Annotated in this window: 20 protein-coding genes; 7 read left to right on the top strand and 13 right to left on the bottom strand. The window is 67.7% G+C overall.

The genetic code is table 11. The features are described from left to right. Positions 1 to 18 precede the first annotated feature (18 nt). The 5 genes from WKW77_RS27800 to WKW77_RS27780 all read right to left on the bottom strand — a co-directional run bounded on the left by WKW77_RS27800 (position 19) and on the right by WKW77_RS27780 (position 6,079). Positions 19 to 672: an ArsR/SmtB family transcription factor gene (locus tag WKW77_RS27800; protein ID WP_340360131.1), complete on the bottom strand. Its 654-nt coding sequence runs from the start codon at positions 670 to 672 to the stop codon at positions 19 to 21. 233 nt (positions 673 to 905) lie between these two features. Next, entirely contained in the window at positions 906 to 2,045 is a 1,140-nt protein-coding gene (locus tag WKW77_RS27795; RefSeq protein ID WP_340360130.1) for a 2-aminoethylphosphonate--pyruvate transaminase, read from the bottom strand. Positions 2,046 to 2,087: 42 nt separating this feature from the next. Beyond that, complete coding sequence (locus WKW77_RS27790; protein WP_340360129.1) at positions 2,088 to 3,821, bottom strand: putative 2-aminoethylphosphonate ABC transporter permease subunit; 1,734 nt, start codon at positions 3,819 to 3,821, stop codon at positions 2,088 to 2,090. Continuing rightward, the gene (locus tag WKW77_RS27785; RefSeq protein WP_340360128.1) at positions 3,818 to 4,954 is read right to left on the bottom strand and encodes a putative 2-aminoethylphosphonate ABC transporter ATP-binding protein; all 1,137 of its coding nucleotides are present in this window, start codon (positions 4,952 to 4,954) and stop codon (positions 3,818 to 3,820) included. The genes WKW77_RS27790 and WKW77_RS27785 overlap by 4 nt, the downstream gene beginning before the upstream one ends. A gap of 84 nt (positions 4,955 to 5,038) precedes the next feature. Continuing rightward, positions 5,039 to 6,079, bottom strand: coding sequence for a putative 2-aminoethylphosphonate ABC transporter substrate-binding protein (locus WKW77_RS27780; RefSeq protein ID WP_340360127.1), 1,041 nt, complete (start codon positions 6,077 to 6,079; stop codon positions 5,039 to 5,041). Between the two features lie 137 nt (positions 6,080 to 6,216). On the opposite strand from WKW77_RS27780, the gene WKW77_RS27775 reads away from it, so the two are divergent. The 5 genes from WKW77_RS27775 to WKW77_RS27755 are packed head-to-tail and all read left to right on the top strand — an operon-like array spanning position 6,217 to position 11,634. Further along, positions 6,217 to 6,951 carry a phosphonate utilization associated transcriptional regulator gene (locus WKW77_RS27775; RefSeq protein ID WP_340360126.1) on the top strand — a complete coding sequence of 245 codons (735 nt, stop codon included), beginning with the start codon at positions 6,217 to 6,219 and terminating at the stop codon, positions 6,949 to 6,951. Further along, entirely contained in the window at positions 6,948 to 8,189 is a 1,242-nt protein-coding gene (phnA, locus tag WKW77_RS27770; RefSeq protein WP_340360125.1) for a phosphonoacetate hydrolase, read from the top strand. Before WKW77_RS27775 ends, phnA begins: the two co-directional genes overlap by 4 nt. 18 nt (positions 8,190 to 8,207) lie before the next feature. Continuing rightward, positions 8,208 to 9,656, top strand: a complete 1,449-nt coding sequence (gene phnY, locus WKW77_RS27765; protein WP_340360124.1) for a phosphonoacetaldehyde dehydrogenase — start codon at positions 8,208 to 8,210, stop codon at positions 9,654 to 9,656. Between the two features lie 8 nt (positions 9,657 to 9,664). Next, a complete protein-coding gene (locus WKW77_RS27760) occupies positions 9,665 to 10,237 on the top strand; it encodes a phosphonate degradation HD-domain oxygenase (protein WP_340360123.1) in 573 nt (190 codons plus the stop codon). Positions 10,238 to 10,245: 8 nt separating this feature from the next. Next, positions 10,246 to 11,634, top strand: coding sequence for an FAD-dependent oxidoreductase (locus tag WKW77_RS27755; protein WP_340360122.1), 1,389 nt, complete (start codon positions 10,246 to 10,248; stop codon positions 11,632 to 11,634). Between the two features lie 27 nt (positions 11,635 to 11,661). Here the strand turns inward: WKW77_RS27755 and WKW77_RS27750 are convergent, their stop codons facing one another. From WKW77_RS27750 to WKW77_RS27740, 3 genes are all read right to left on the bottom strand, one after another. Then, complete coding sequence (locus WKW77_RS27750) at positions 11,662 to 13,029, bottom strand: sigma-54-dependent transcriptional regulator (protein WP_340360121.1); 1,368 nt, start codon at positions 13,027 to 13,029, stop codon at positions 11,662 to 11,664. A gap of 7 nt (positions 13,030 to 13,036) precedes the next feature. Then, positions 13,037 to 14,857: a sensor histidine kinase gene (locus WKW77_RS27745; protein WP_340360120.1), complete on the bottom strand. Its 1,821-nt coding sequence runs from the start codon at positions 14,855 to 14,857 to the stop codon at positions 13,037 to 13,039. Positions 14,858 to 14,941: 84 nt separating this feature from the next. Then, positions 14,942 to 16,285, bottom strand: a complete 1,344-nt coding sequence (locus WKW77_RS27740) for a dicarboxylate/amino acid:cation symporter (RefSeq protein WP_340360119.1) — start codon at positions 16,283 to 16,285, stop codon at positions 14,942 to 14,944. 392 nt (positions 16,286 to 16,677) lie between these two features. On the opposite strand from WKW77_RS27740, the gene WKW77_RS27735 reads away from it, so the two are divergent. Beyond that, entirely contained in the window at positions 16,678 to 17,178 is a 501-nt protein-coding gene (locus WKW77_RS27735) for a hypothetical protein (protein WP_340360118.1), read from the top strand. Between the two features lie 169 nt (positions 17,179 to 17,347). Here WKW77_RS27735 and WKW77_RS27730 read toward each other — a convergent pair whose 3' ends face one another. Next, a complete protein-coding gene (locus WKW77_RS27730; RefSeq protein WP_340360117.1) occupies positions 17,348 to 18,553 on the bottom strand; it encodes a lipocalin family protein in 1,206 nt (401 codons plus the stop codon). Positions 18,554 to 18,709: 156 nt separating this feature from the next. On the opposite strand from WKW77_RS27730, the gene WKW77_RS27725 reads away from it, so the two are divergent. After that, on the top strand, positions 18,710 to 19,123 hold the full coding sequence (locus WKW77_RS27725; RefSeq protein ID WP_340360116.1) for a DUF4189 domain-containing protein: 414 nt from the start codon (positions 18,710 to 18,712) through the stop codon (positions 19,121 to 19,123). Between the two features lie 58 nt (positions 19,124 to 19,181). Here the strand turns inward: WKW77_RS27725 and WKW77_RS27720 are convergent, their stop codons facing one another. From WKW77_RS27720 to WKW77_RS27705, 4 genes are all read right to left on the bottom strand, one after another. Beyond that, positions 19,182 to 20,078: a DUF1932 domain-containing protein gene (locus WKW77_RS27720; RefSeq protein ID WP_340360115.1), complete on the bottom strand. Its 897-nt coding sequence runs from the start codon at positions 20,076 to 20,078 to the stop codon at positions 19,182 to 19,184. 31 nt (positions 20,079 to 20,109) lie between these two features. Beyond that, the gene (locus tag WKW77_RS27715) at positions 20,110 to 21,108 is read right to left on the bottom strand and encodes a Bug family tripartite tricarboxylate transporter substrate binding protein (RefSeq protein ID WP_422823282.1); all 999 of its coding nucleotides are present in this window, start codon (positions 21,106 to 21,108) and stop codon (positions 20,110 to 20,112) included. A 10-nt stretch (positions 21,109 to 21,118) separates the two neighbouring features. Further along, entirely contained in the window at positions 21,119 to 22,099 is a 981-nt protein-coding gene (locus WKW77_RS27710) for a Bug family tripartite tricarboxylate transporter substrate binding protein (protein ID WP_340360114.1), read from the bottom strand. 129 nt (positions 22,100 to 22,228) lie between these two features. Then, the gene (locus tag WKW77_RS27705; RefSeq protein ID WP_340360113.1) at positions 22,229 to 23,629 is read right to left on the bottom strand and encodes a ComEC/Rec2 family competence protein; all 1,401 of its coding nucleotides are present in this window, start codon (positions 23,627 to 23,629) and stop codon (positions 22,229 to 22,231) included. Between the last annotated feature and the right edge of the window lie 68 nt (positions 23,630 to 23,697).

Genomic DNA, 23,697 nt, shown 5'->3' with positions numbered 1-23,697 from the left:
TGTGCACTCCCGGTGGCGCTATTCCACGACCGGCAAGCCACGAGCGCGCCACTCGGCCACGCCGTCGGTCAGGTGGAAGGCCTGGTAGCCCTTCTTTCGCAGCAGTTCGACCGCGTCCTTGGCCATCAGGCAAAACGGGCCGCGGCAATAGGCCACCACTGGCACATGCTTGGGAAGCTCAGCGAGTCGCTTCTTGAGTTCGTCCACCGGCAGCGAGCGTGCGTGCGGCAGGTGCGCGAATGCGAACTCCTCCTGCGGGCGCACGTCGAGCACAACCACCTCGCCGGCGGCAGCGCGGTGCAAGATGTCGCTGCGGTCGACCCCGTGCAGTTCGTCTGCGTGGTGGGTGATTGACGCCAGTGCCATCTGCAGCTCGACAAGCCGCTCCTCTGCCTCGGACCTCAACGTGACCCAGAGGTCGGCGACGCTCGTGCTCGCCAGGCGATAGAAGACGTACTTGCCTTCCTTGCGGGCGTCAACAAGGCGCGCCAGCCTGAGCTCCCTCAGGTGCGCGCTGGCCAGTTTGACGCTGATGTCCGACTGCGCCGCAAGGGTTTCGACGGTCTTTTCGCCCTGACATAGAAGCTCCACGAGTTCCAGGCGTTTCGGACTCGAGATGGCCTTGCCAATGCGAGCTACCTGTTGGTAGAGCTGGGTCTTCAGTTCTCTCATTCCATCATTCTAATGTTTATTAGAATGCAGCGCGAACGTCGACTCGCAGTCTGAGCCCGAAACTGAACCTGCTTCATGCGGCGGGCCGCCGCGCCTCCCAGGCGGTTTGCCGGAGCGGCGGTGGAGACTGTAGGAAGCCGAATTCTTGGCTCAGTTCCTACAGCAGCAGTAGCGCCACCAGCTCGACGATCGCTCCGCCGGGCTGGCTCATGGCCCACCAGGTGACCGGCCTCTCAGGCTTCGGCGGTCGCCCTCGCCTGGGCCGTCGGAATGCCCATCGCTTCCAGTGTCTCGGCGATGGCGGCCACGGCGCCCGGAATGCCCGCTTCACCGAAGTGGCCGATGCAACCCACGCGGAAGGTCTCGACCTGGGTCAACTTGCCCGGGTAGAGGATGTAGCCGCGCTTCTTCACCTCGGTGTAGAAGCGCTTGAACTCGTAGTTGGGGTGGTCCGGCGCGTGGAACGTCACGATGATGGGCGCCTGGATGTCCGATGGCAGGAAGGAACGGAGGCCAATGGCGGCGAGGCCCTCGATGAGTGCCTCGCAATTGCGAGCGTAGCGGCCGCCGCGGGCCTGCAGGCCGCCCTCTTCAATGTACTGAGTCACGGCTTCGTCCAGCGCCGCCACCACGTGCGTGGGCGGCGTGAAGCGCCATTGAGTGGTCTTGCGCATGTAGACCCACTGGTCATACAGGTCCAGCGCGAGGGAATGGCTGTTGCCCTCGCACTTTTCGAGGACGCTGCGGCGGACGATCACGAAGCCCATGCCCGGCACGCCTTCCAGGCACTTGCCGGAGGCCGCGACCACGGCGTCGAAGGGGGTGCGTGCCGCGTCGATCGGCAGCGCGCCGAAAGAGCTCATGGCGTCCACGATCAGGCCGCGGCCGTGCCTGGCCACCACGACGGCAATCTCGTGCAGCGGATTGAGCACGCCGGCGCCAGTCTCGCAATGCACCAACGCCACGTGGGTGATGCTGGCATCACCCGCCAGGATCCGGTCCACGTCGGCCGGCGACACCTGCTGGTCTTCGGTGTAGTCGATGGTCGTGACCTTGCGGCCCAGCGTGCGGCAGATGCGTGCCAGACGCTGGCAGTAGGCGCCGTTGCTGGGCACCAGCACATGGCCGTCGCGCGGTATCAGGGTCCCCACGGCGGCTTCCACCGAGAAGGTGCCGCTGCCCTGCATGGGGACGCACTCGTGCGTCGCACCGGCCTTGGCGATGTCCAGCAGACGCTGGCGCAGGCGCGTGGTGATCTCGTTGAAGTCGCCGTCCCACGAGCCCCAGTCGCGCAGCATGGCCTGGCGGGTTCGCATGGACGTGGTGAGGGGGCCGGGGGTCAGCAGGATCGGCGGGTTGGGTGCTTGGCTCATGGTGTCTCCGGGGTCAAAGAGAGGGTTGGGATCGAGGACTATTCAGGTGCGGCCCAGCGTGCGCCAGGCCTGGGTGCGTGCCAGCAGCACGCGCGTGAGCAGGGCGTAGGCGATGCACACGGTGATGGAGGTCAGCACGATCAGCGTGGCCAGGGCGGCCGCCGGCCCGATGTCGCCGGCATCGTCCAGGTGCATGATCGCGACCGAAGCCAGGATGGTTTCGGGTGTGTAGAGGAAGATGGCGCATGAAAGGCTGGCCATCGACACCACGAAGAAGTAGCGGCCGATGTCCAGGATCGCCGGCAGGCACACCGGCACGGTCACGCGCACGAAGGTCTTGAACAGCGGCACCTTCAGCGAAGCAGAGACGGCCTCGAACTCGTTGTCGATCTGCTTGAGCGCGGTGATGGCCGTGAGGTGGCTGGAGGTGTAGTAGTGCACCACCATCGAGACGATCAGGATCGCCATGGTCTGATACATGAAGTTCAGCGGGTTGGCCGGATGATTGAAGAAGATCACGTAGCCCAGGCCCAGCACCAGTCCCGGCACCGCCATGGACAACATGGCCATCAGGTGCATGGAGCGGCCGAGAACGCCCAGATTGCGGGTCTTCTCGATCAGATAGGCGCCCACGAACACGATCAGCGAGCCGGCCAGAGCGGTCGCCAGCGCTACCACCAGGCTGTTGGTGTAGGCCGCGGCCATGTCGCTTTCCAGAAGCACGAAGTTGTAGTGCTTGAGGGTGAAGCTCAGGTCATAGGGCCACAGGGAGATCACCGAGGTGTAGATCGCCATGCCCACGGTGGCGAGCAGCAGCGCGCAGATCACCAGGCAGAACACGGTCAGGACCGCATCGGCAACCTGGCGGCGCGGCGGCACGTAGGGCACCGAGCGTGCGCTGAGCTGGGCCTTGATCTTGCGCCGGACCACATAGTCGATGCCGAAGGAGACGATGGAAGGCACCAGCAGCAGCAGGCCGACCACCGCGCCGATCGCGAAGTTGTGCTGCCCCACGACCTGCTTGAACACGTCCACCGAAAGCACGTTGAAGTTGCCGCCGATCACCTTGGGCGCGCCGAAGTCGCTCACCACGTAGGTGAAGACAACGGTCGCCGCGCTGATGAGGCCGTACTTGCACGAAGGCAGGGTGATGGTCAGGAACTGGCGCCGCGGCGTGGTGCGCAGCGCGGTGGCCGCCTCGTAGAGCCGGCCGTCGGCCAGTGCCAGCGAAGTGGTCAGGATCATCAGCGCATGAGGGAAGGTGTTGTAGATCTCCGCCAGGATGATGCCGGGTGGCCCGTAGATGGACGTGCCTCCCAGCAGCCACTTCAGGGCGCCTTGGTTGCCGAACCATTGCACGAAGGAAATCGCGGACAGCAGTGACGGCGCGAGCAGAGGAATCAGCGCGATCAACCGGAAGGTGGCCTTCAGCGGCGCCGGGATGCGGCTTCGCGTGAGCGCATAGGCAAACACGAAGGCCAGCGGAACCGAGATGCAGACCACGGCCGCGGCCACCCACAGCGAGTTGCCCACCGAGCGAAGCAGGCTGGGGGTGCTGAAGTAGGCGATGAAGTGCGTGAGGCCGACGAAACGGCCCTGCTTGTCCTGCACCGCGTGCACGAGGATGGTGAACAGCGGCGCCGCGAGGAACAGCGCGAGCATGGCCATGACGGCGAACAGGACGAGCCTGGCAATGACTTCGTCACGGCTCCAGCGCATGCGCGACGGTGTGGCGGCGGCCGCCATCGCGGGCAAGGGGCGGGTCAGCGTGTTCATGCTTGCGGCACGCGCGCGGGAAATGCGCGGATGCGGTTGGCGCGCAGCGCGATGTCGATGGTGTTGCCTTCCCGGATATCCAGGTCGTGCAGCTGGTTGAGCGAGAAGTGAAGCCCCAGTGTCTGGCCGCGCAGCGCGTCTGCGGTGACTTCGGCGATGCACAGGCCGCCCAGGAACTCCACCCGCGTGACGAGTGCCCGCAGCCGGTTGGCGGTGCCTTCGTCCAGGTGTTCGACGGCGCGGTCCTCCGGACGCAGGTACAGGTTGACCGCCTCGCCGGGCGCGAAGGCCGAGCTGCAGGCATCGCACTGCAATTCCATGTCGCCCACGCGGAAGCGCTGGTTGCCCAGCGCGACCGACTGCAGCACGTTGACCTTGCCCACGAAGTCGGCCACGAAGGGCGTGGCCGGGCGCTCGTAGACCTCCATGGGCGTGCCAACCTGCTCGATCACGCCATGGTTCATCACGACGATACGGTCGGCCATGGAGAGCGCCTCCTCCTGGTCGTGCGTGACCATGATGGTGGTGACGCCCACCTGCTTCTGCAGGCGCCGGATCTCGCCGCGCAGGCGGATGCGTTCCATGGCGTCGAGTGCGGAAAGCGGCTCGTCGAGCAACAGGAGCTTGGGACGGGTGGCCAGCGCGCGCGCCAGGGCCACGCGCTGCTGCTGCCCGCCCGAAAGCTGGCTTGGATACTTCGCGCCCGAACTGGGCAGGCCGACCAGGTGCAGCAGTTCGTCGACGCGCGCCTTGATCTCGGCGCGGCGCGCACGGTTGTTGACCAGGCCATAGCCCACGTTCTGCGCGATCGTCAGGTTGGGAAACAGCGCGTAGGACTGAAAGACGATGCCGTAGTCGCGCTGGTTGGGCGGCAGCAGCGACACATCCTTGCCGCTCTGCATGATCCGGCCCGCGGTTTGCGTCTCCAGGCCCGCGATGATGCGCAGCAGCGTGGTCTTGCCGCAACCCGAAGGCCCCAGGAAACACAGCATCTCGCCCTGGTTGACCTTCAAGTGCACATCGCGCAAGGCGCTGAAGGTCTCGAAGTCCTTGCTCACGCCGATGACTTCCAGGGCGGCCGGGCCGCCAGGGGTCGCAATCTTGGAAGAAGACTCGGTCACGGTCGGCTCCATGGTTGGCTCACTTCGATGACGCGCAATGGCGTGGCCGTGCGGCAGGCCATGCGCGGGGAAAACTCGGATGTTGGGCGCACCGCGTCAGGGCTTGGGTTCGGCCTTGCCTTCATAGCGTTTGCCCCATTCGGCCAGGATGCGCTCGCGGTTCTTCGCGGCCCACTCCAGGTCGTTCTTCGCCAGCAGCTTCTCGTAGTTGTCGGGGATGCCTTCGAGCTTGGACGCCACGCCCGGATAGGCGACCACGGCCCACCAGTTGGCGGTGATGACATTGGCTTCCTTGCTGGCCATCCAGTCGGCAAAGCGCTTGGCCTGCTGCGGTTTCGTAGTGGTCTTCATCACGCTGGTGGCCTCGATGTCCCAGCCCAGTCCTTCCTTGGGAAAGATCAGGTCCACCGGGGCCCCGGCCTTCTTGACCTGGTGCGCGCGGAACTCGAAGGAAATGCCGATCGGGAACTCGCCGGTCGCTGCCTGCTTGCAGGGCTTGGAGCCGGAATGCACGTACTGGGCGATGTTCTGGTGCAGCGCGTCCATGTACTTCCAGCCCTCTTCCTCGCCCCACATCTGCAGCCACGAGGAGACGTCGAGGTAGCCGGTGCCGCTGGAGGCCGGATGGGGCATGGAGATCGTCCCCTTGTAGATCGGCTTGGTCAGGTCCTTCCAGCTTTCGGGCTTCGGCAGCCCGAGCTTCTGCGCTTCGACGCGATTGAAGCAGATGGTGGCGGCCCACACGTCCATGCCGACCCAGGACGGCGGCTTGGCGGTGTCCGAGTAGGCGGGATTGAGTTCCTTGAAGCCCTGGGGTTCGTAGGGCATGAGCATGCCCTCCTGCTTGAGCAGGGCCAGGCTGCTGGCCGCCAGGCCCGCCACGACGTCGGCTTGAGGATTCGCCTTCTCGGCCAGCAGCTTGGCGGTCACGATGCCGGTGGAGTCACGGACCCATCGAACCTCGATGTCGGGGTTGGCCTTCTCGAAGCCGTCCTTGTAGCGCTTCATGGCGTCGGTCTCGAGCGCCGTATAGACCTGCAGGGTGGTCTTCTGTGCAAAGGCGCTGCTGGCCGCAAGACCCAGTGCCGCAAGACAGAGGGTGAGCCCGAAGCGGGCTGCGCGGGAGGAAGTCGTCATTCGAATGTCTCCTGGTGCGAGGCGGTCATGTGGGGTTGGCGAAAGCGCCGGTCGGCGCCTCTGGACAAAAATGTAGAACGTCGAATGCCGACTGTCAACTGTTGACAGTTAGCAATTCCACTGAAACAATGCCGTCCATGCCCCACACAACTCCCCCTTCGGCACTTGCGCTCCTGCGGTCCAGTACGTTGCCCATGGTCATGCAGGAGGAGATCGAGCGGCTCATCATGACCGGCGAGTTGCCCGTGGGCAGCCGGGTCAACGAGAGCGAGCTGGCCGCCCGCTTCAACACCAGCCGCGGCCCGATCCGCGAGGCGCTGCGTGCGCTCGAAGAGGCCGGCCTGGTGCGCAACGAGAAGAACCGCGGTGTGTACGTGCGCGAGATTTCATTCGAGGAAGCCGACGAGATCTACGAACTGCGGGAGGCGCTGGAAGAAGTCATCGGCCGCCGCGTGGCCGTGGCGATGAGTTCGGACGCCATCGACCGCATGCGCGCCATGGTGGAGGCCATGCGCGGCGCGGCGCAGGCGAAGGACCTGGAGCAGTACGCCCAGCTCAACCTGCAGTTCCACGACACGCTGCTGGAGATCGCCGGCAGCCGCAAGCTCACCGACACCTACAAACGCCTGGTCAAGGAACTGCACCTGTTTCGCATGCGGGCGCTCGACACCGGCGGCGGGCTGGAAGTGTCGGCCGGCGAGCACAGCGCCATCGTCGAAGCCATCGCCAGCGGCAACCCCGAGCGCGCCGGGGCGGCGTTGCGCGGCCACGTCGCTGGAAGCCGCGAGCGCATGCACAAGGCCTTCGGCCGCCCACATGCCGCGGCGGCCACCCCATCCCCGGACTCCACTACCGAAGGAAAGATCCAATGAGCACCGAAACCCTGGAAGTCAACGCCCGCACCTACCGCTGGATGGCCGCACCCGTGGTCGTCGTGTGCGTCGACGGCTGCGAGCCGGCCTACCTGGACGCCGCCATCGCCGCGGGCGTGGCGCCTTATCTGAAGCGCATGCGCGCCCAGGGCGCCGACCTGCTGGCCGACTGCGTCGTGCCGTCGTTCACCAATCCGAACAACCTGTCGATCGTCACCGGCGTGCCGCCCTCGGTGCACGGCATTTGCGGCAACTACTTCTTCGACCGCGAGCGCGGCGAGGAAGTGATGATGAACGACCCGAGATACCTGCGCACCGGCACCGTGCTGGCCGCCTTCGCCGACGCGGGCGCCAAGCTGGCCGTGGTCACCGCCAAGGACAAGCTGCGCAAGCTCCTGGGCCACAAGATGAAGGGCATCTGCTTCTCGTCCGAGAAGTCCGACCAGGTCACGCTGGCGGAGAACGGCATCGAGGACGTGCTGGGCCTGGTGGGCATGCCGGTTCCCGATGTCTATAGCGCGGAGCTCTCGGAGTTCGTCTTCGCCGCAGGCGTGAAGCTGATGGAGAAGCACCGCCCCGACCTGATGTACCTGTCCACGACCGACTACGTGCAGCACAAGGCGGCGCCGGGCACTGCCCAGGCCAATGCCTTCTACGCCATGATGGACGCCTACCTGGCCCGGCTCGACGAGATGGGCGCCACCATCGTGCTGACGGCCGACCACGGCATGAACGACAAGCACGACCAGGACGGCAAGCCCCAGGTCATCTACCTGCAGGACCTGCTTGACGGCTGGTACGGCGCGGGCGCGGCGCGCGTCATCCTGCCCATCACCGACCCCTACGTGGTCCACCATGGCGCACTGGGCTCCTTCGCCACCATTTATGCGCCCGACGAGGCCAGCGCGGCGCGCTGGATCGAAAGGCTCAAGGACGTTCCCGGCACCGAGCTGGTGCTTTCGCGGGCACGAGCGGCGCAGCGCTTCGAGCTGCCGCCGGACCGCATCGGCGACATCGTGGTGGTGAGCGAGAAGAACACGGTGCTCGGCACCGCGGCCAGCCGCCACGACCTGTCGGGACTGGACGCGCCGCTGCGCTCGCACGGCGGCGTGTCGGAGCAGCGCGTGCCGCTGATCTGCAACCGTCCCGTCGAAGGCATCGCGCCGGGGCGCCGACTGCGAAACTTCGACGCGCTGGACATCGCACTCAACCACGCCGACGTTGCCGTCATCGCCTGACCCCGGGAGGAGCTTTTCATGACCGCCATGAACCTGAAGCCCGGCGCCGTGCACCGCGAGGCACTGCGCATCGCCGGCGAGCGCGTCCGGCATGACCGCGTGATCGAGGTCGCATATCCCTATACAGGCGAGGTGATCGCCACCGTGCCCAAGGCCACGCTCGCCGATGTGCGCCAGGCCTACAGTGCGGCGCGCGCCTACAAGCCCAGGCTGACACGCTACGAGCGCTACAAGATCCTGATGCGTGCCGGGGAGATCATCGCCTCGCGCCTGGACGAGATCTCGCGAGTCATCACGCTCGAATCGGGCCTCTCGCGCAAGGATTCGCTCTACGAGGTGGGACGCGCTTCGGACGTGTTGCTGTTCGCCGCCAACCAGGCGCTGGTGGACGACGGACAGGTGTTCTCCTGCGACCTCACCCACCACGGCAAGAGCCGCAAGGTCTACACGCTGCGCGAGCCCCTGCAGGGCGTGATCACCGCCATCACGCCCTTCAACCATCCGCTCAATCAGGTGATCCACAAGGTGGCGCCGGCCGTGGCCACCAACAACCGCATGGTGCTCAAGCCGAGCGAGAAGACGCCGCTGTCGGCCTTCGTGCTGGCCGACATCCTGTACGAGGCCGGGCTGCCACCGCCCATGCTGTCGGTCATCACGGGCGACCCGAAGGAGATCGCCGACGAGATGCTCACCAACCCCGACGTCGACATGATCACCTTCACGGGGGGCGTGTCCATCGGCAAGTACATCGCCGGCAAGGCGGTCTACAAGCGCCAGGTGCTCGAACTGGGCGGAAACGATCCCATCATCGTGATGGACGATGCCGACATCGAGGAGGCCGCGACGCTCGCGGCCAGCGGCTCCTACAAGAATTCGGGCCAGCGCTGCACCGCCATCAAGCGCATGCTGGTGCACGAATCGGTCGCGGACCGCTTCGTCGAGCTGCTGGTGCAAAAGACGAAGAGCCTCAGGCACGGCGATCCGATGGATCCGGCCGTCGACGTGGGCACCGTGATCGACGAGGAGGCCGCACGCCACTTCGAAAGCGTGGTGAACGAGGCCCTCGCGGCGGGCGCCAGGCTGCTGCACGGCAACGTGCGACAGGGCGCCTGTTATTCGCCCACGGTGCTCGATCGCGTCGACCCCGAAATGACGGTGGTCAAGCACGAGACCTTCGGCCCGGTCTCGCCGGTCATCCGCTTCCGCGACATCGACGAGGCCATCCGCATCTCGAACGGGACGGCCTACGGGCTCTCCTCCTCGGTGTGCACCAACCGGCTCGACTACATCACGCGCTTCATCGGCGAGCTGAACGTGGGCAGCGTCAATGTTCGCGAGGTGCCAGGCTACCGCCTGGAGCTCACGCCCTTCGGTGGCATCAAGGACTCGGGCCTGGGCTACAAGGAAGGCGTGCTCGAGGCGATGAAGAGCTTCACCAACACCAAGACCTATTCCCTGCCCTGGTAGAGCCAGCCATGAGCCTGACACTTGCAGACATCGTCACCCTTTACGAATCCAGGGGCCACGAACAGTACGACGGCGAACCGGTGACGCAGCTCGAGCACGCCCTGCAGTCGGCGCATCTGGCCGAGCAGCAGGGGGCGGGCAGCGCCCTCATCAGCGCGGCGCTGCTTCATGACATCGGCCACCTGCTGCACGACTTCGGCGAGACGCCATCGATGAAAGGCCTGGACGACGTGCACCAGTACCGGTGCCTGCCGTTCCTGCGCGGCCTCTTCGGCCCCGCCACGCTGGAGCCGATCCGGCTGCACGTGGATGCCAAGCGCTTCCTCTGCGCCCGTGAGCCCGACTACCACGACGCGCTGTCGGCCGACTCCAAGCGCAGCCTGCAATTGCAGGGCGGCATCTTCGATGCCGCGCAGGCGGAGGAATTCGAGCGCAAGCCCTTCGCGCTGGATGCCGTGCGGCTGCGCCGGTGGGACGACACCGCCAAGGCGGCCGACCTGCCCGTGCCCGGGCTCGCGCACTTCATCCGGCACCTCGACGCCGCGGCGCGCGAGCACCGCCTGAAGCGGCAGCCCGCCTGAGGCACGCCATGCGCCCCTTCTGGATCGAACAGGCCCTGTTCGGCGCCGGTGACCTGGCGCCCGCGCTGCAAGGCGAGACGCGGGCCGACGTCTGCATCGTCGGCGGCGGCTTCACCGGGCTGTGGACCGCCATCCAGGCCAAGCAGCAGGCACCGCATCTGGACATCGTCATCCTGGAAAGTGATCTGTGCGGGGCGGGTGCCAGCGGGCGCAACGGCGGCTGCCTGCTGACCTGGTCGGCCAAGTACTTCACCCTCAGACGCCTGTTCGGCGAAGCCGAAGCCGTACGCCTGGTCAAGGCCTCCGAAGACGCCGTGGGCCACATCGCCCGTTTCTGCCAGGCCCACGGCATCGATGCCGAACTGCGCATGGATGGGACGCTGTACACGGCGACTGCGCGGGCGCAGATCGGTTCCATGGCGCCGGTGATGCGTGCGCTGGACGACCTGGGCATCCATTCGTACAGCGAGCTGCCGCCCGAGGAGGTCGCGCGGCGCTCGGGCTCCGCACGCAACCTGGCGGGCGTCTTCTCGCCGCATGCAGCTACCGTGCATCCTGGCAAGCTGGTCCGGGGCCTGCGCCGTGTGGCGCTGGAGAAGGGCATCCGCATTTACGAGCGCACCCCGATGCTCGACTTCGTCAACGGTCCGCCTGCCGTGGTACGCACGCCTGCGGGCAGCGTGACTGCAGGCAAGCTGGTGCTGGCCATGAACGCCTGGATGGCCAGCGCCTTCCCGCGCTTCGAACGCACCATTGCCATCGTCTCCAGCGACATGGTCATCACCGAGCGCTGCCCCGATCTGCTGCACCAGAGCGGGCTCGTCGACGGCGTGTCGGTGCTGGATTCGCGCACCTTCGTCTACTACTACCGCAGCACCGTCGACGGCCGCCTCATGCTGGGCAAGGGCGGCAACACCTTTGCATGGCGCGGGCGCGTGGCGCCGGTGTTCGACCAGCGCTCGCCCTACGAGGATCAGTTGACGCTTGCGCTGCGCGAGTTCTTCCCGGCGCTGGCCAGCACGCCCATCACCGCCAGCTGGAACGGCCCGTCCGACCGCTCGGTGACCGGCTTTCCCTTCTTCGGCCGCTTCGAGGAACAGGGGCACATCTACTACGGCTTCGGCTATTCCGGCAACGGCGTCGGGCCGAGCTACATGGGTGGCCAGATCCTCTCGTCCCTGGTACTCGATGCCGACAACGCGTGGACGCGCAGCCCGCTCACCCGAGGGCCGCTGGGCCGGTTTCCGCCGGAGCCTGTCCGCTACGTGGGCTCGATCGTGGTCCGCAACGCCATCCGGCGCAAGGAACAGGCCGAAGACGATGGCCGACAGCCGTGGATGGTCGACCGTATGCTCAGCAAACTGGCCAATGCGGCCGGCAAATCGGACAAGGGATGAGGCGCCTGGCGGACCACGGCGATCCCTTCATTGGGATTTGAATTCATCCGCGGTGATGCCCAGCTTGCGCAGCTTGTCGTGCAGCGTCTGCCGCGCGATCGCAAGCGCAGCCGCAGTGGCCGGCTGGTCGCCCTGGTGCTTGCGCAAGGCCTCGACGATCACCGCGCGCTCGAAGGACTCGACCTGCTGCGGCAGTCCCCGCGGCAAGGCGGGCGTTTCTTCGGCACCGCCGCGCGTCTGCGTCAGGCGTTCGCCCAAGAGGCCCAGCACGAACCGGTCGGCCACGTTGCGCAGCTCGCGCACATTGCCGGGCCATGCATAGGCCATCAGGTCGGCGACCTGCGGGCCGCTTGGAATCGGCGCGGGGCGCTCATAGCGCGCGGCCGCCAGCAGCGTGAAGTGTTCGAACAGCAGCGGGATATCCTCGCGCCGCTCCCGCAGCGGCGGCAGTTCGATGAAGGCGACGCCGAGACGGTAGTACAGGTCGGCCCTGAACTTCTGCCGGTCGCTCAGGTCCCTGAGGTCTTCCTTGCTCGCGGCCACCACGCGGCAGTCGAACGGAATGGCACGGTTGGAGCCGATGCGCTCGATCGAGCGCTCCTGCAACGCACGCAGCAGCTTGATCTGCACCGCCATCGGCATGCTCTCGATCTCGTCGAGGAAGAGCGTGCCGCCGTCGGCGTACTCGAACTTGCCCACGCGCACGCGATTGGCGCCGGTGAAGGCGCCGGCCTCGTGGCCGAACAACTCGCTCTCCGCCAGCGCCTCGGGCAGGCCGCCACAGTTGAGCGGCACGAAATTCCGGCTTCGACGGTCGCTGTGGTCGTGCAGGCACCGGGCGACGAGTTCCTTGCCAGTGCCGGTCTCGCCGTAGATCAGCACATCGGCCGAAGTTCCAGCCAGGGTCATCACGGTGCGGCGCACCTGCTGCATCTGCATCGAGCGTCCGATCAGCGCCGCCTGGATGCCTTGCCAGTTTTCCAGCGCAGCGTGCAACGCGCGCACCTGCAAGGTGAGCTGCCGGCGCTCGACGGCGTGGCGCACGGTGGCCACCAGCCGCTCGGAGCCGAACGGCTTCTCGATGAAGTCGTAGGCGCCCTCGCGCATCGCCTGCACGGCCATGGCGATGTGACCGTGGCCGGTGACGAGGATGACGGGCAATTCGGGATCGGCCTCGTGCAGCTCGTGAAGCCATTCGTTGCCGCTCAGGCCCGGAAGGCGCACGTCGCAGATCACGATGGCCCGCACGCCAAAGCTGATCTGCGGGCGCGCACGTTCGACACTGGCGAAGGCCTCGACCTCGAACCCGGCCAATGTCAGCACCTGCGTCGTGCTGAGCCGGACGTCTTCATCGTCCTCGACCAGCAGGACGCGGATGGCAGGGGTTTCGCTCACTTGCTGATCACTCCTCTTGCGGGACAGGAACGCCTTGCATGGCGGCCGGCAGGTCGACGACGAAGCAGGCGCCGCCCTCGGGCAGATTGGCGGCACGCAGCGTGCCGTCCATGGCCCGCACCAATTGTGCCGAGATCACGAGGCCCAGGCCCAGCCCGGTGCCCGCCGGCTTGCTGGTGACGAAAGGCTCGAACAGGCGCGGCAGGATGTCGGGCGGAATGCCCGGCCCGGTGTCGCTCACGCGCAGGATCACACGGCCCGCCTGCGGCCGTGCTTCCAGGCGCAAGGTGCGCCGCGGCGAAGCCTGCATGGCGTCGATGGCATTGCGCATCAGATTGACCAGCACGCTGCCGAGCGCGGCTTCCTCGGCCATGACTGCCAGGGCGGCGGGCTGCACGTCGACCTCGATGACGATCCCGTCGATCTTCGACGCTCCGGCCACGATGAACCGGGCATCCGCCACGGCCTGCGCCAACACCACCGGCGCCAACGGAAGCTCGCTCTTGTGCGAGAAGGTCTTGAGCTGCGAGGTCAGGCGGGCCAGGCGATCGACCATTCCGCGTATGCGCAGCAGGTTGCCGCGCACCTCGTCGAAGCGGCTCTTGTCGAGCAGGATGGCGGCGCTTTCGGAGAGCGTCCGCATGGCCGTGAGCGGCTGGTTCAGCTCGTGCACCACGCCTGCCGACATCTGGCCGAGCGCCGCCATCTTGCCGGCATGCACCAGCTCGCCCTGGGCCGCACGCAGTTCGGCGGTGCGCGCGACCACCGTCGATTCGAGGGAGTCGTGCGCCGCCTGCAACGCGGCCTGGCTGTCCAGCTTCTGCCGCACCGCGCGACGGCGCTGCCGGAGCGTGAGCGCGACCAGCAGGAGGACCGCCATGGCAAGGCTCGCGGTGATGGCCGCATAGCGCGCACCCGCGCGCACCGGCGCCAGATCGTCGAGCACCACCAGCTGCCAGGGCGCCCCGCGCAGCGTGCGCGTCGAGGCGAGCTGATCCACGCCGTCGAGCGATATCACTTGCACGTCGCGCGCCAGTATCTCTTTCTGCCTCCACTGCAGCGGCTGCAAGGCGGCCTCCCCATAGGGACGCGAGCGCTGCACTTCGGCGCGCTGCGACGCATCCAGCGGCCACAGAGGACGGAACTTCAGGTCCTCGCGCGTGGAGAGGATCACCACGCCGCGCTGATCCACCAGCGCCACGTCGCCCGGCAGCTTGCGCCAGCCGCGCTCGGACTCCTCCAGGTCGACCTTGACAGCCACGACGCCGCGCGCGGCCCGATCGCGGCGCAGCGCGTACGAGAGGTAATAGCCGGGCTTGCGGCTGGTGATGCCGACGCCGTAGAAGCGGCCCCTGCCCTGCCCCAGCGCATCGATGACGTAGGGCCGGAACGACAGGTCCTGCCCGACGGTCGTGCCGGGGCGGTCCCAGTCGGAAGCAGCCAGGGAGGTCCCGGAGGCGTCGAGCACATAGAGCATCTCGGCGCCCGCGGTGGCGTTGACGCCGTCGAGGTAGCGGTTGACCGCATCGCGCAGGCCCGCATCCGACGGCGCGCCGAGCAGCGCCGGGACGATGGGCGTCATCTCCATCAGCGCCGGCAGGTACTCGAAGCGGGCCAGGTCGGCATCGAGCGCGGTCGCCAGCATGTCGAGCCGGTGGTCGGCGGCCTCGCGCAGCCGTGCCAGCCCGTTCTGCATGGCGAGGTAGTGGCCGGCGACGGCAGCCAGCGCCACCAGCGCGAGCGCGCCGCACCAGCGCGCCAGGCCGCGCCAGCGCCGTCGGGTTTGCGCAGGCACGTCGAGGCGTCGGACCGGCTCCCGTGAAGTCATGAGCCGGTTATTGCACAAGGCCGCGAGCACTGCATCGGTGGCTGCCCGGTGGCCCGCGTCACCACGGTATCCAGCGCCCATTCATCAGCGCAGTTGGGCCACGGGCATGTGGGTCTCTACCTGGTCCAGCACGGCCTCGGGCGCGTCGGCGGCGGCCGGCGACTCGTTGTCCAGCACCTGCTTCATCCGCACCGCGTCCAGGTCGTTGGTCCATTTGGCGACCACGACCGTGGCGACGCCGTTGCCGATCAGGTTGGTCAAGGCGCGGGCTTCCGACATGAAGCGGTCGATGCCCAGGATCAGCGCCAGCCCCGCCACGGGCACGTGGCCCACGGCCGACAGGGTGGCTGCCAGCACGATGAAGCCGCTGCCGGTCACGCCGGCCGCGCCCTTGGACGTGAGCAGCAGGACCAGCAGCAGCGTGAGCTGCTGCGTCAACGTCATGTCGGTGTTGGTGGCCTGCGCGATGAACACGGCCGCCATCGTCAGGTAGATCGAGGTGCCGTCGAGGTTGAACGAATAGCCGGTCGGGATCACGAGGCCCACCACCGACTTCCTCGCGCCCAGGTTCTCGAGCTTGGCCATCATGCGCGGCAACACCGATTCGCTCGACGAGGTGCCCAGCACGATCAGCAGTTCTTCCTTGATGTACTTGATGAACTTCCAGATGCTGAAGCCGTGCGCCCGCGCGATGCCGCCCAGGATGACGAAGACGAAGAGCAGGCAGGTGGCATAGAAGGTCGCCATCAGCTGGCCCAGTTGCAGCAGGGAGCCGACGCCGTACTTGCCGATCGTGAACGCCATGGCCCCGAATGCGCCGATCGGCGCCACCTTCATGATGTAGCCGACGATGACGAACAGGACGTGGGAGAACTTCTCGATGAAGTCGAAGACGAGCGTGCCGCGACCGCCGAACTTGTGCAGCGCGAAGCCGAACATCACGGCGAACAGCAGCACCTGCAGGATCTCGCCCTTGGCGAACGCGTCGACCACCGTGTTCGGGATCACGTGCATCAGGAAGTCGACGGTGCCCTGCATCTGCCCGGGCGCCGTGTAGGCGGCGATCGCCTTCGTGTCCAGCTGGCTCACGTCGACGTTCATCCCGGCGCCGGGGCGCACGATGTTGATGATGACCAGCCCCACCACCAGCGCGATGCTGCTGACGATCTCGAAATACAGCAGCGCCAGGCCGCCGGTCTTGCCGACCTTCTTCATGTCCTCCATGCCGGCGATGCCCACCACCACGGTGCAGAAGATGATCGGCGCGATGATCATCTTGATCAGCTTGATGAAGCCGTCGCCCAGCGGCTTCATCGCCGCACCGGTCTGTGGATAGAAGTGGCCCAGCAGAACGCCGATGACGATCGCAGTGATGACCTGGAAGTACAGGGACTTGTAGAAGGGTTTGGGTACGGGTTGGTGGTCCATGGGTGTCTCCTGGAGGTTTTCGAAAATCCGGTGGCGAGAAGGTTGTGAAGAGCAATCGATGTGCCACGCGGCGAGCGGCACCTGGAACGCGCTAAGTCGTTGATTTCACGAGAGATCTGGCGAAAGCGGGCTGGCGGCCCGCCGACGATCCGGATGCCGGGCAAGGAGTTCGTCCGAACTGCCGGACAGGCTCGCAAGGGTTAACCCGAGGTCGACGGGCGGCACATGGACAAACCGCGCACGTTCTCGCTGGTGGCCGCCGTGCCGGCCTGACGCGGCCCGCGACTACACACGCCCCGCGTGCATGCCCACAGCCGCGCCGCCGGCTTGCGGTTCACCATCACGTCGCGGGCAAGGCGCCCCGCTCACCTCGAAGAAGAAGCAGCGCGCGCATGAAATTCATCCTCCGCCTCTATTCCGTGGCCCATGGATTCATGGCCCTGCTCTTCGCCGGTGCCGGCGTCATGCTCATGGCCGCGGCCGCGCGCGCCGGATGGCAGGCGGCTTTCGGCGACTGGAATGTGGCCGCCCCGGAGGGCATGGTGGAAGCCATGGGCGTGCTGGCCGCCGCGGTGGTGGCCGTGCAGATCTCGCAGACCATCGCCGAGGAAGAGGTGATCCGCGACGCGCACATCAGCGCGCCCACGCGGGTGCGCCGCTTCCTCTCGCGCTTCATGGTGGTGATCGTGGTGGCCATCGCGGTCGAAGCCCTGGTCACCACCTTCAAGGCGCGCTCCGAGCCGGCGCTGATGCTGAACGCGGCAGCGCTGGTGGCGGCCGTGGGCGCCCTCCTGGTGGGCTGGGGCGTGTTCATCCGGCTCAACCGCGCGGCCGAGGAACTGGAACCCGAAGCCATGGCCGAGGCCAAGGAGGAAGATCGCAAGCTCCAGTAGGTCGAGCGGTCCTCGGTCGAGCTTCCGCAGTACCGGGGGTGAGCGCCCCCTAGTCCTTCCAGAATTCCTGCAGGTGCTTCAGCAACGCCTTGACGCGCTGGATGCCCATTCGCCGCCGAGGAACGCTAGCCTGGAAACCCGCGTTTGCCGTGCGAGGACTCCTGCAGCTTCACTTGCGGGTCGCCTCCCTCGCGCTCAGGCGGTCGTAGCCGCTCAGTTCGAGGAATCCTTCGCCGCTCAGCACGCCGGAGACCTTCACGGGTCCTTCCCAGTAGATATTGGCGGTGGTGCCGCTCGAGTCGAATTCGCTGTCGGGCTGGAAAGGCTTGACGTCGAGCACCCCCGAGGGCAACTTGAGCCGCCACTCGGTCGGGTAGGCGATGCGGGTCCTCGGGCTCGTCCACTTGTTGCCGGCGACCAGCTCGATCTCGCCGGCCTTGAGCGGCACCGAACCCTGCACGTTCGAGATCGTGCCGGCCGTCATGACGCTGTGGCCTTCCATGTCGAAGAGTTCGTAGAGCATCAGGTCCGAGCCATCCGAGAGGTGCAGCGCGAACCAGTTCCAGCCCAGCGTGAGGACGTCGAACTCGCCCCACTGGTGATCGAACCAGATGTCGCCGTGAACCGTCAGCGGCTTGCCGCCCACGGTGATCTCGCCGGTGGCCGGAAGCCGCGGGCGCGAATAGTAGTAGCTGATGCCGCTCGCGCCGAAGTCGAGGAGGCCCGGGGTTTCCGACCCCGGTGCGCGATGCGCCACCACCTGCCCGCCGCCCTGCAGCGCGAGCGACACCTGGGCCCCGTCCTCGATCGCCGCGTGCAGCTTGTGCGACGTGGGTGTCTCGGTGACCTGCCAGCCATCCTGGCGGAAGTCGAAGCCGCTGGCCCCGGCGTTCGCGGGCGTGCCGGCGGTGCGCATCTGGCTGGTGTAGCGCTTGCCGGTCTGGAGATCGGTCAGCGCCGCATGCATCACCGTGTGCTTGATCAATCCGTTGGCGACGAAGACGACCATGTGGAAGCCGAAGCGCTGCCCGCCCTTCGCATCGAGCACGCCGCTGTAGTACCACCACTCCATGGCCGAGCCGTGCGGCGCATCGTCGGCGGGCAGGTTCAGGGGCGGGAGCGCGGCCGTGCGCTCCTTCGGCTTCTGGATGGCGTCCGAGGGCGACGCGACCGAGGGGGCGGCCCCGCGGGCCAGCGGTGTCGGTTCGCTCGCGGCGAGGTAGTCGAAGATGAAGTACGAGGCCGCCGCGATGACCACGACCGTGGCGAAGAAGATCAGCAGCCCCCGCCGCTTGCGCGCCCGCAAATAGGCCGAACGGGGCTTGCCGGCGGCGTACCGGCTGTAGTTTCTTCGAACCTGCTCATCGACACTCATGGTGGTGGCGTCCTTTTGCCTCGTGTGTGGCCTCGTGCTTGGCCGCCGGCTATCTTAGCGACCGGCCCGGAAGCGGCCCGCGTCGGCGAACCTTTGGGCGCGTGCGTTGTCAATCTCGTCACGGGCCGCGATGCCCCTGGAAACCGAAAGACGAAGATGACATTTCGAACGCGTGCGCCGCGCGCATGGGCCGCTCTGGCGCTCGCCGGCGGCGGGATTCTTGCCGGCATGGCCAGCCTGCCGGCGCATGCCGACCCCGGCGCGACCTGGGGCGCGATCGCATCCCGCCCGGGTGCCTATGGCTTCTCGTACAACCAGCGCACGCGCGGCGAGGCGGAGCGCGCCGCGCTCACGCAGTGCAATCGCGTGGCGAGCCGCTCGGGCCAATGCGAGGTGCGCGCCTATTTCGACCGCTCGTGCGCCGCGCTGGCGACCGGCAACTTCGGGGAATGGGGCGCGGGCGTCGCGCCGACCGAAGCGGGGGCCATCAAGACCGCCATCGGCACCTGCGAGAGCTACCTGCCGACCGAGCCCTGCAAGGTGGCGGTCAAGGTCTGCTCGACCGGCTGAGGCCCCCGGCCGCACCGCCGCCCGAGGCCTTCGCGCGATTCGCTCAGCGCGGCAGGTCCTAGTCGGCGCTGCGTTCGATGAGGCGGTCCGCATACGCTTCCCACCGGTCCTTGGCGTCCACGCCTTCGAACACACCCGCGCGCGCCTGGCGGGAGACCCAGTCCTGCTTGTCGGCGATCGCGGCGGTCATGAGCGGCTCGAAGCCGGCCTCGCGCACCGTGGCCGCCGCTTCGCGCATCTCTTCCGCGCGCCGCTTGCCGTGCTGCACCACGCGGCTGAAGAAATAGGCGCCCTGCCTGTCCCAGTCGATCTGCGGGAAGGTCTCCTTCAGCGTCGGCAGCACGTGCGCCTCGACGCCGTAGCGGCGTGCGGTGGTGTAGCTCTCGATGACGAGCGCCTCCAGCCCCTTGATCATGATGCTGCGGCTCATCTTGATCGCCGAGGCCACCCCGATGCGATCGCTGACCGCGCGCGCATCCATGCCCCAGCCGCCCAGCATCTGCGCGAGCGATTCGGCCTGCGCGCCGCCAAGCAGCATCGGCACCCTGATGCCGTAGGGCGGCACCGAGGTCATCACGCCCGCTTCGACGTAGTGCGCGCCCGCGCCATCGATCGCGGCCGCGGCGCGCTGCTTGGTGCCGGGCGAGGCGGAATTGAGATCCAGGAAGCGCGCTCCCGCGCCCACCCGCAGCGCGGCTTGCTGCGCGACGTTGAGCGTGTTGGACGCCGTGACCGCCGAAATCAGCAGGTCCGCGCCTTCGCAAAGATCGGCCATGCCGTCCGCGACACGCATGCCATCGGCGCGCGCGGCCTCGCGGGCGGCCTCGCCCGTCGCCGGATCGGCGAAGCGCAGGTCCCAGGCCGCGATGCGGTCGATGTCCGTCCTCGGAAGCAGGCCGCGGCCGAAGATCCGCCCTACTTCCCCGTAGCCGATGATGCCGAGCTTGATGCCCATGGTGTGTTCTCCTGATGAAGGCGTGTTCACCCTAGTCGACGGTGACGTGCGCGTTGCGGATCACGGGTTCCCAGCGCTTGAGTTCGGTGGCGATCAGTTTGCCGAAGACCTCCGGCGAGGCCGGCGTCGGCTCCGCGCCTTCGGCGGCGAGCCGCGACTTCACTTCCGCCGAGTTGAGCGACTGGTTGATCTGCCGGTTGAGCGCCGCCACCACATCCGCAGGCGTTCCCGCGGGCGCGACGATGCCGTACCACTGGTCGGCCTCGAAGCCCTTCGTGCCGGGCACGCCGCTCTCGGCCACCGTCGGCACGTCCGGCAGCAAGGCGATGCGCTTGGGGCTCGACACCGCCAGCGCGCGCAGCTTGCCCGCCTTGATGTGCGGCAGCAGCGCCGGCGCCCCGGTGAACAGCACTTGCACCTGCCCTGCCAGCAGATCCTGCACCGCCGGCGCGGTGCCGCGGTACGGGATGTGGAGGAACGACGCCCCCGTCTGCAGCTTGAGGTACTCCATCGTGATGTGCGCGGCGCTGCCGTTGCCGCCCGAGCCGTAGGCGAGCTGGCCAGGCTTGGCCTTCGCGAGCGCGATCAGCTCGCCGAGCGAGCGCGCCGGCACCGAGGCATGCACCACAAGCACGTTGGGCACGCGCGCGACCCACGCGACCGGCGCAAAGCTCTGCAGCGGCTGGTAGTTGAGCTTGGGGTACAGGGAGGGATTGATCGCCAGCGTGCCGATATGCCCCATCAGCAGCGTGTAGCCATCGGCCGGCGCCTTCGCGACCCGTTCGGCGCCGAGCGATCCGCCGGCGCCGGGCACGTTCTCGATCACCACGGGCTGCTTCCATGCGAGGCCGAGCTCCGTGCCGATCGCTCGCCCGAGAACGTCGCTGGAGCCGCCCGGCGTGAACGGCACGATCAGATGGATGGGCCGCGTGGGATAGGCGGCCTGCGCGAACGCACCGCGCGACGTGGCGAGCAGCACGCCGCCGGCTGCCGAGAGCATCGCCTTCCGGCGCGTGATTCCGTGTTGCATCGACCGCCTTTCAGTCGGGCTGGATGTTGGCTTCGCGGATCAGCTTGCCGTAGCGCGCCGCGTCGCTCCTGAGCAGCTTGTCGAACTGCTCCGAAGGTCCCGGGAGCGGCACGCCGCCCGCGCTGGCGAGCAGGTCGCGCACCTCGCTGGATTCGATCGCCTTCTGCACCGCTTCGTGCAGGCGGGCCTGCACCGGCTTGGGCAGGCCGGCCGGTGCCACGAGGCCATACCAGACGCTGGCCTCGAATCCCGGGTAGCCGGATTCGGCGACGGTCGGCACGCCGGGCAGCACCGCCGAACGCTCGCTGCTCATCACCGCGAGCACCCGCAGCTTGCCGGCCCTGGCGAGCGGCAGGGCTTCGAGCGCGTTGACCGCGACCACGTCCACATGGCCACCGAGCGCGTCGGTCAGCGCCGGTGCGCCGCCCTTGTAGGGCACGTGGCGCAGCGACAGGCCGGCGGTGTGCTGGAAGAGTTCCATCGCCAGATGCGGGGTCGAGCCGTTGCCCGGCGTGGCCACCGTCACGCCGCCGGGCTTGGCCTTGGCGGCGGCGACGAGCTGCGCGAGCGTCTTGATCTCCGAATCCTCACGCACGGTGAACACCACCGGCACCCGGCCCACGAGGCTGATCGGCGTGAAGTCGCGGTCGAGGTCGTAGGGCGCGGGCTTGAAGAGCGCCGGGTTCACGGCCAGCGCGTTGGCCGCGAGCAGCAGGGTGTAGCCGTCGGGCGGGCTCGACGTGAGCGTCTTCACCGCGATGTTGGTGCCCGCCCCGGGCTTGTTCTCGACGATCACCGGCTGGCCGAGGATCGTCGACATGCGCAGCCCCACGGCGCGCGCGACCGCGTCCACGGCGCCGCCCGCGGTGTAGCCGACGAGGATCCGGATCGGCTTCGAGGGAAAGCTGTCGGCGGCCTGCGCGGCGAAGGAGGTGCCGAGCAGCAGCGAGCCGGCCCACGCGGCGAGGCGGCGGCGAGTGATGAGTGTCATGAGGAGTCCTGCCTGGATCGATCTGGAATGCCGCGGCTCCGTTCGATGCCGCCGTGCGCCCCGCATCCCACGGCCGAGGCGCGACGCCGCGACCGGCGAAATGATAGCGGCGATGCCCGCGGCTGAGCTTCAGAGCGGGATGCGGTAGTCGATCCAGTCGTCCTGCACATCGACACGCTGCTGGAACCGCGCCCAGTCGGCCTCGGACATCCCGGGTGGCTTCGCGGGCATGCCGAGTTCGAGGTCGAGGATGCGGCCCCTGCAACGCTCGCCGAGCCGCTCGTAGAGCGACGGGAACGGCATGTTCCACTCCATCTTCGACGCGGTGGGACGGTCGAGCGGCAGCATCGCGACCAGGCCGTCGTCGGTCATCAGCTCCAGACCCTTCTCGCGCAGCGTCGCGTTGTGGCTGCCGTGGTGGCCGATCTTGTAGAAGACGGTCCGCGCGAGCAGTTGCCCGGCCCTGACCTTCCGGGCCGCGGCGCCACCGTCCGCATCGACGCTCCATTCGATCTCGTCCCACGACATCCAGTTGCCGACCTGCGCATCGGCGGGAAACAGCAGCACCCCGCCCGAGTCCCCGAGTTCGAAGGCGAGCACGAGGCTGGTGTTGTTGGTGTCGGAGTCGAGCTGCAGCGCGAGCGCGCCAGACGGGCCGAGCCAGTCGTTCTCGATGCGCCGCCACGCGGGGCCCTTGTCGTAGCGGTCGCGGAAGAAGGCATTGCGGCGGGCGGCCTTCTCGCTGATGCGGAACCACTCGTCGAAGGGCTGGTCGCCGGGCATCGCGCCGGCTTCCAGCGCATCGATGGCCGAGAAGAGGCTGAAGTCCGCGCCGCTCGCGGCCGCAAGCTGGTAGACCTCGCTCGCGCTCTTCGTGGGGTCGCTCTTCCTGATCCACTTGCTGTCGTGCGGCGGGCCGAGCACGTACACGCGCACGCGCTTCGCCCCGGGCAGCGTGAAGGTCTCGCCGGGGAACAGGTAGCGCGGCGGGCGCGGCGCGGTGCGCGACTTGACCCAGTCCATCGCGGTGCGGGTGGTCGCGCGCGCGGCCGCGCCCTGCCCGCCCCAGAACTCCAGGATGGCATTCAGCCGCGCCGCGCTTTTCTGCGCCGAAGGGTCCGCGCTCGCGCCGATCTGCCGGCTCGCCGCCGCGATCCGGTTCAAGGCTGCCGCGCGGCGCCCACGCAACTCGTCGGCGAGCGGCTCGCCGGGCTTCTCGGTCCACGCGACCCAGGATTCGCCGACCTCGAGCTTGTCGCGCTCCAGCAGCGCCTGTGCCTGCGCGAAGCCCGACACGTGGTCCCAGTGCTCGTGCGTGGCGACCATCACATCGAGCTTGCCGTTGGTCGCGGACACGATGTGGCCCGCTACCTCCTGCATCTTCGCCTTCGCATCGGGCGTGCCGAGCAGCACGCCGAAGTCGATGAGCACGTGCACCTCGCCGGCATCGCCCGGAAAGCTCAGCAGGAACGAATCGCCGAGGCCCTGGCGAAACATGCGGATGCGGACGCATTCCGTGGACTGTTTCACTTCCATCTCGACCGCTCCATGAAGGCTAGACAAGGTCGCGCAGCGGGCCCGTTCGCAGGCACCCGCGG

The sequence above is a fragment of the Variovorax ureilyticus genome, assembly GCF_037889935.1.
GTDB classification, from domain to species: Bacteria; Pseudomonadota; Gammaproteobacteria; order Burkholderiales; family Burkholderiaceae_C; genus Variovorax; species Variovorax ureilyticus.
The sequence above is the reverse complement of the archived record's forward strand: the minus strand, read 5'-3'. Positions and strand labels throughout refer to the sequence as shown.

What these genes read in the sequence shown, in the direction of transcription:
- WKW77_RS27800 (WP_340360131.1), bottom strand. Translation starts at nt 672, where the DNA reads ATGAGAGAACTGAAGACCCAGCTCTACCAACAGGTAGCTCGCATTGGC.
- WKW77_RS27795 (WP_340360130.1), bottom strand. Translation starts at nt 2,045, where the DNA reads ATGAGCCAAGCACCCAACCCGCCGATCCTGCTGACCCCCGGCCCCCTC.
- WKW77_RS27790 (WP_340360129.1), bottom strand. Translation starts at nt 3,821, where the DNA reads ATGAACACGCTGACCCGCCCCTTGCCCGCGATGGCGGCCGCCGCCACA.
- WKW77_RS27785 (WP_340360128.1), bottom strand. Translation starts at nt 4,954, where the DNA reads ATGGAGCCGACCGTGACCGAGTCTTCTTCCAAGATTGCGACCCCTGGC.
- WKW77_RS27780 (WP_340360127.1), bottom strand. Translation starts at nt 6,079, where the DNA reads ATGACGACTTCCTCCCGCGCAGCCCGCTTCGGGCTCACCCTCTGTCTT.
- WKW77_RS27775 (WP_340360126.1), top strand. Translation starts at nt 6,217, where the DNA reads ATGCCCCACACAACTCCCCCTTCGGCACTTGCGCTCCTGCGGTCCAGT.
- phnA (WP_340360125.1), top strand. Translation starts at nt 6,948, where the DNA reads ATGAGCACCGAAACCCTGGAAGTCAACGCCCGCACCTACCGCTGGATG.
- phnY (WP_340360124.1), top strand. Translation starts at nt 8,208, where the DNA reads ATGACCGCCATGAACCTGAAGCCCGGCGCCGTGCACCGCGAGGCACTG.
- WKW77_RS27760 (WP_340360123.1), top strand. Translation starts at nt 9,665, where the DNA reads ATGAGCCTGACACTTGCAGACATCGTCACCCTTTACGAATCCAGGGGC.
- WKW77_RS27755 (WP_340360122.1), top strand. Translation starts at nt 10,246, where the DNA reads ATGCGCCCCTTCTGGATCGAACAGGCCCTGTTCGGCGCCGGTGACCTG.
- WKW77_RS27745 (WP_340360120.1), bottom strand. Translation starts at nt 14,857, where the DNA reads ATGACTTCACGGGAGCCGGTCCGACGCCTCGACGTGCCTGCGCAAACC.
- WKW77_RS27740 (WP_340360119.1), bottom strand. Translation starts at nt 16,285, where the DNA reads ATGGACCACCAACCCGTACCCAAACCCTTCTACAAGTCCCTGTACTTC.
- WKW77_RS27735 (WP_340360118.1), top strand. Translation starts at nt 16,678, where the DNA reads ATGAAATTCATCCTCCGCCTCTATTCCGTGGCCCATGGATTCATGGCC.
- WKW77_RS27730 (WP_340360117.1), bottom strand. Translation starts at nt 18,553, where the DNA reads ATGAGTGTCGATGAGCAGGTTCGAAGAAACTACAGCCGGTACGCCGCC.
- WKW77_RS27725 (WP_340360116.1), top strand. Translation starts at nt 18,710, where the DNA reads ATGACATTTCGAACGCGTGCGCCGCGCGCATGGGCCGCTCTGGCGCTC.
- WKW77_RS27720 (WP_340360115.1), bottom strand. Translation starts at nt 20,078, where the DNA reads ATGGGCATCAAGCTCGGCATCATCGGCTACGGGGAAGTAGGGCGGATC.
- WKW77_RS27715 (WP_422823282.1), bottom strand. Translation starts at nt 21,108, where the DNA reads ATGCAACACGGAATCACGCGCCGGAAGGCGATGCTCTCGGCAGCCGGC.
- WKW77_RS27710 (WP_340360114.1), bottom strand. Translation starts at nt 22,099, where the DNA reads ATGACACTCATCACTCGCCGCCGCCTCGCCGCGTGGGCCGGCTCGCTG.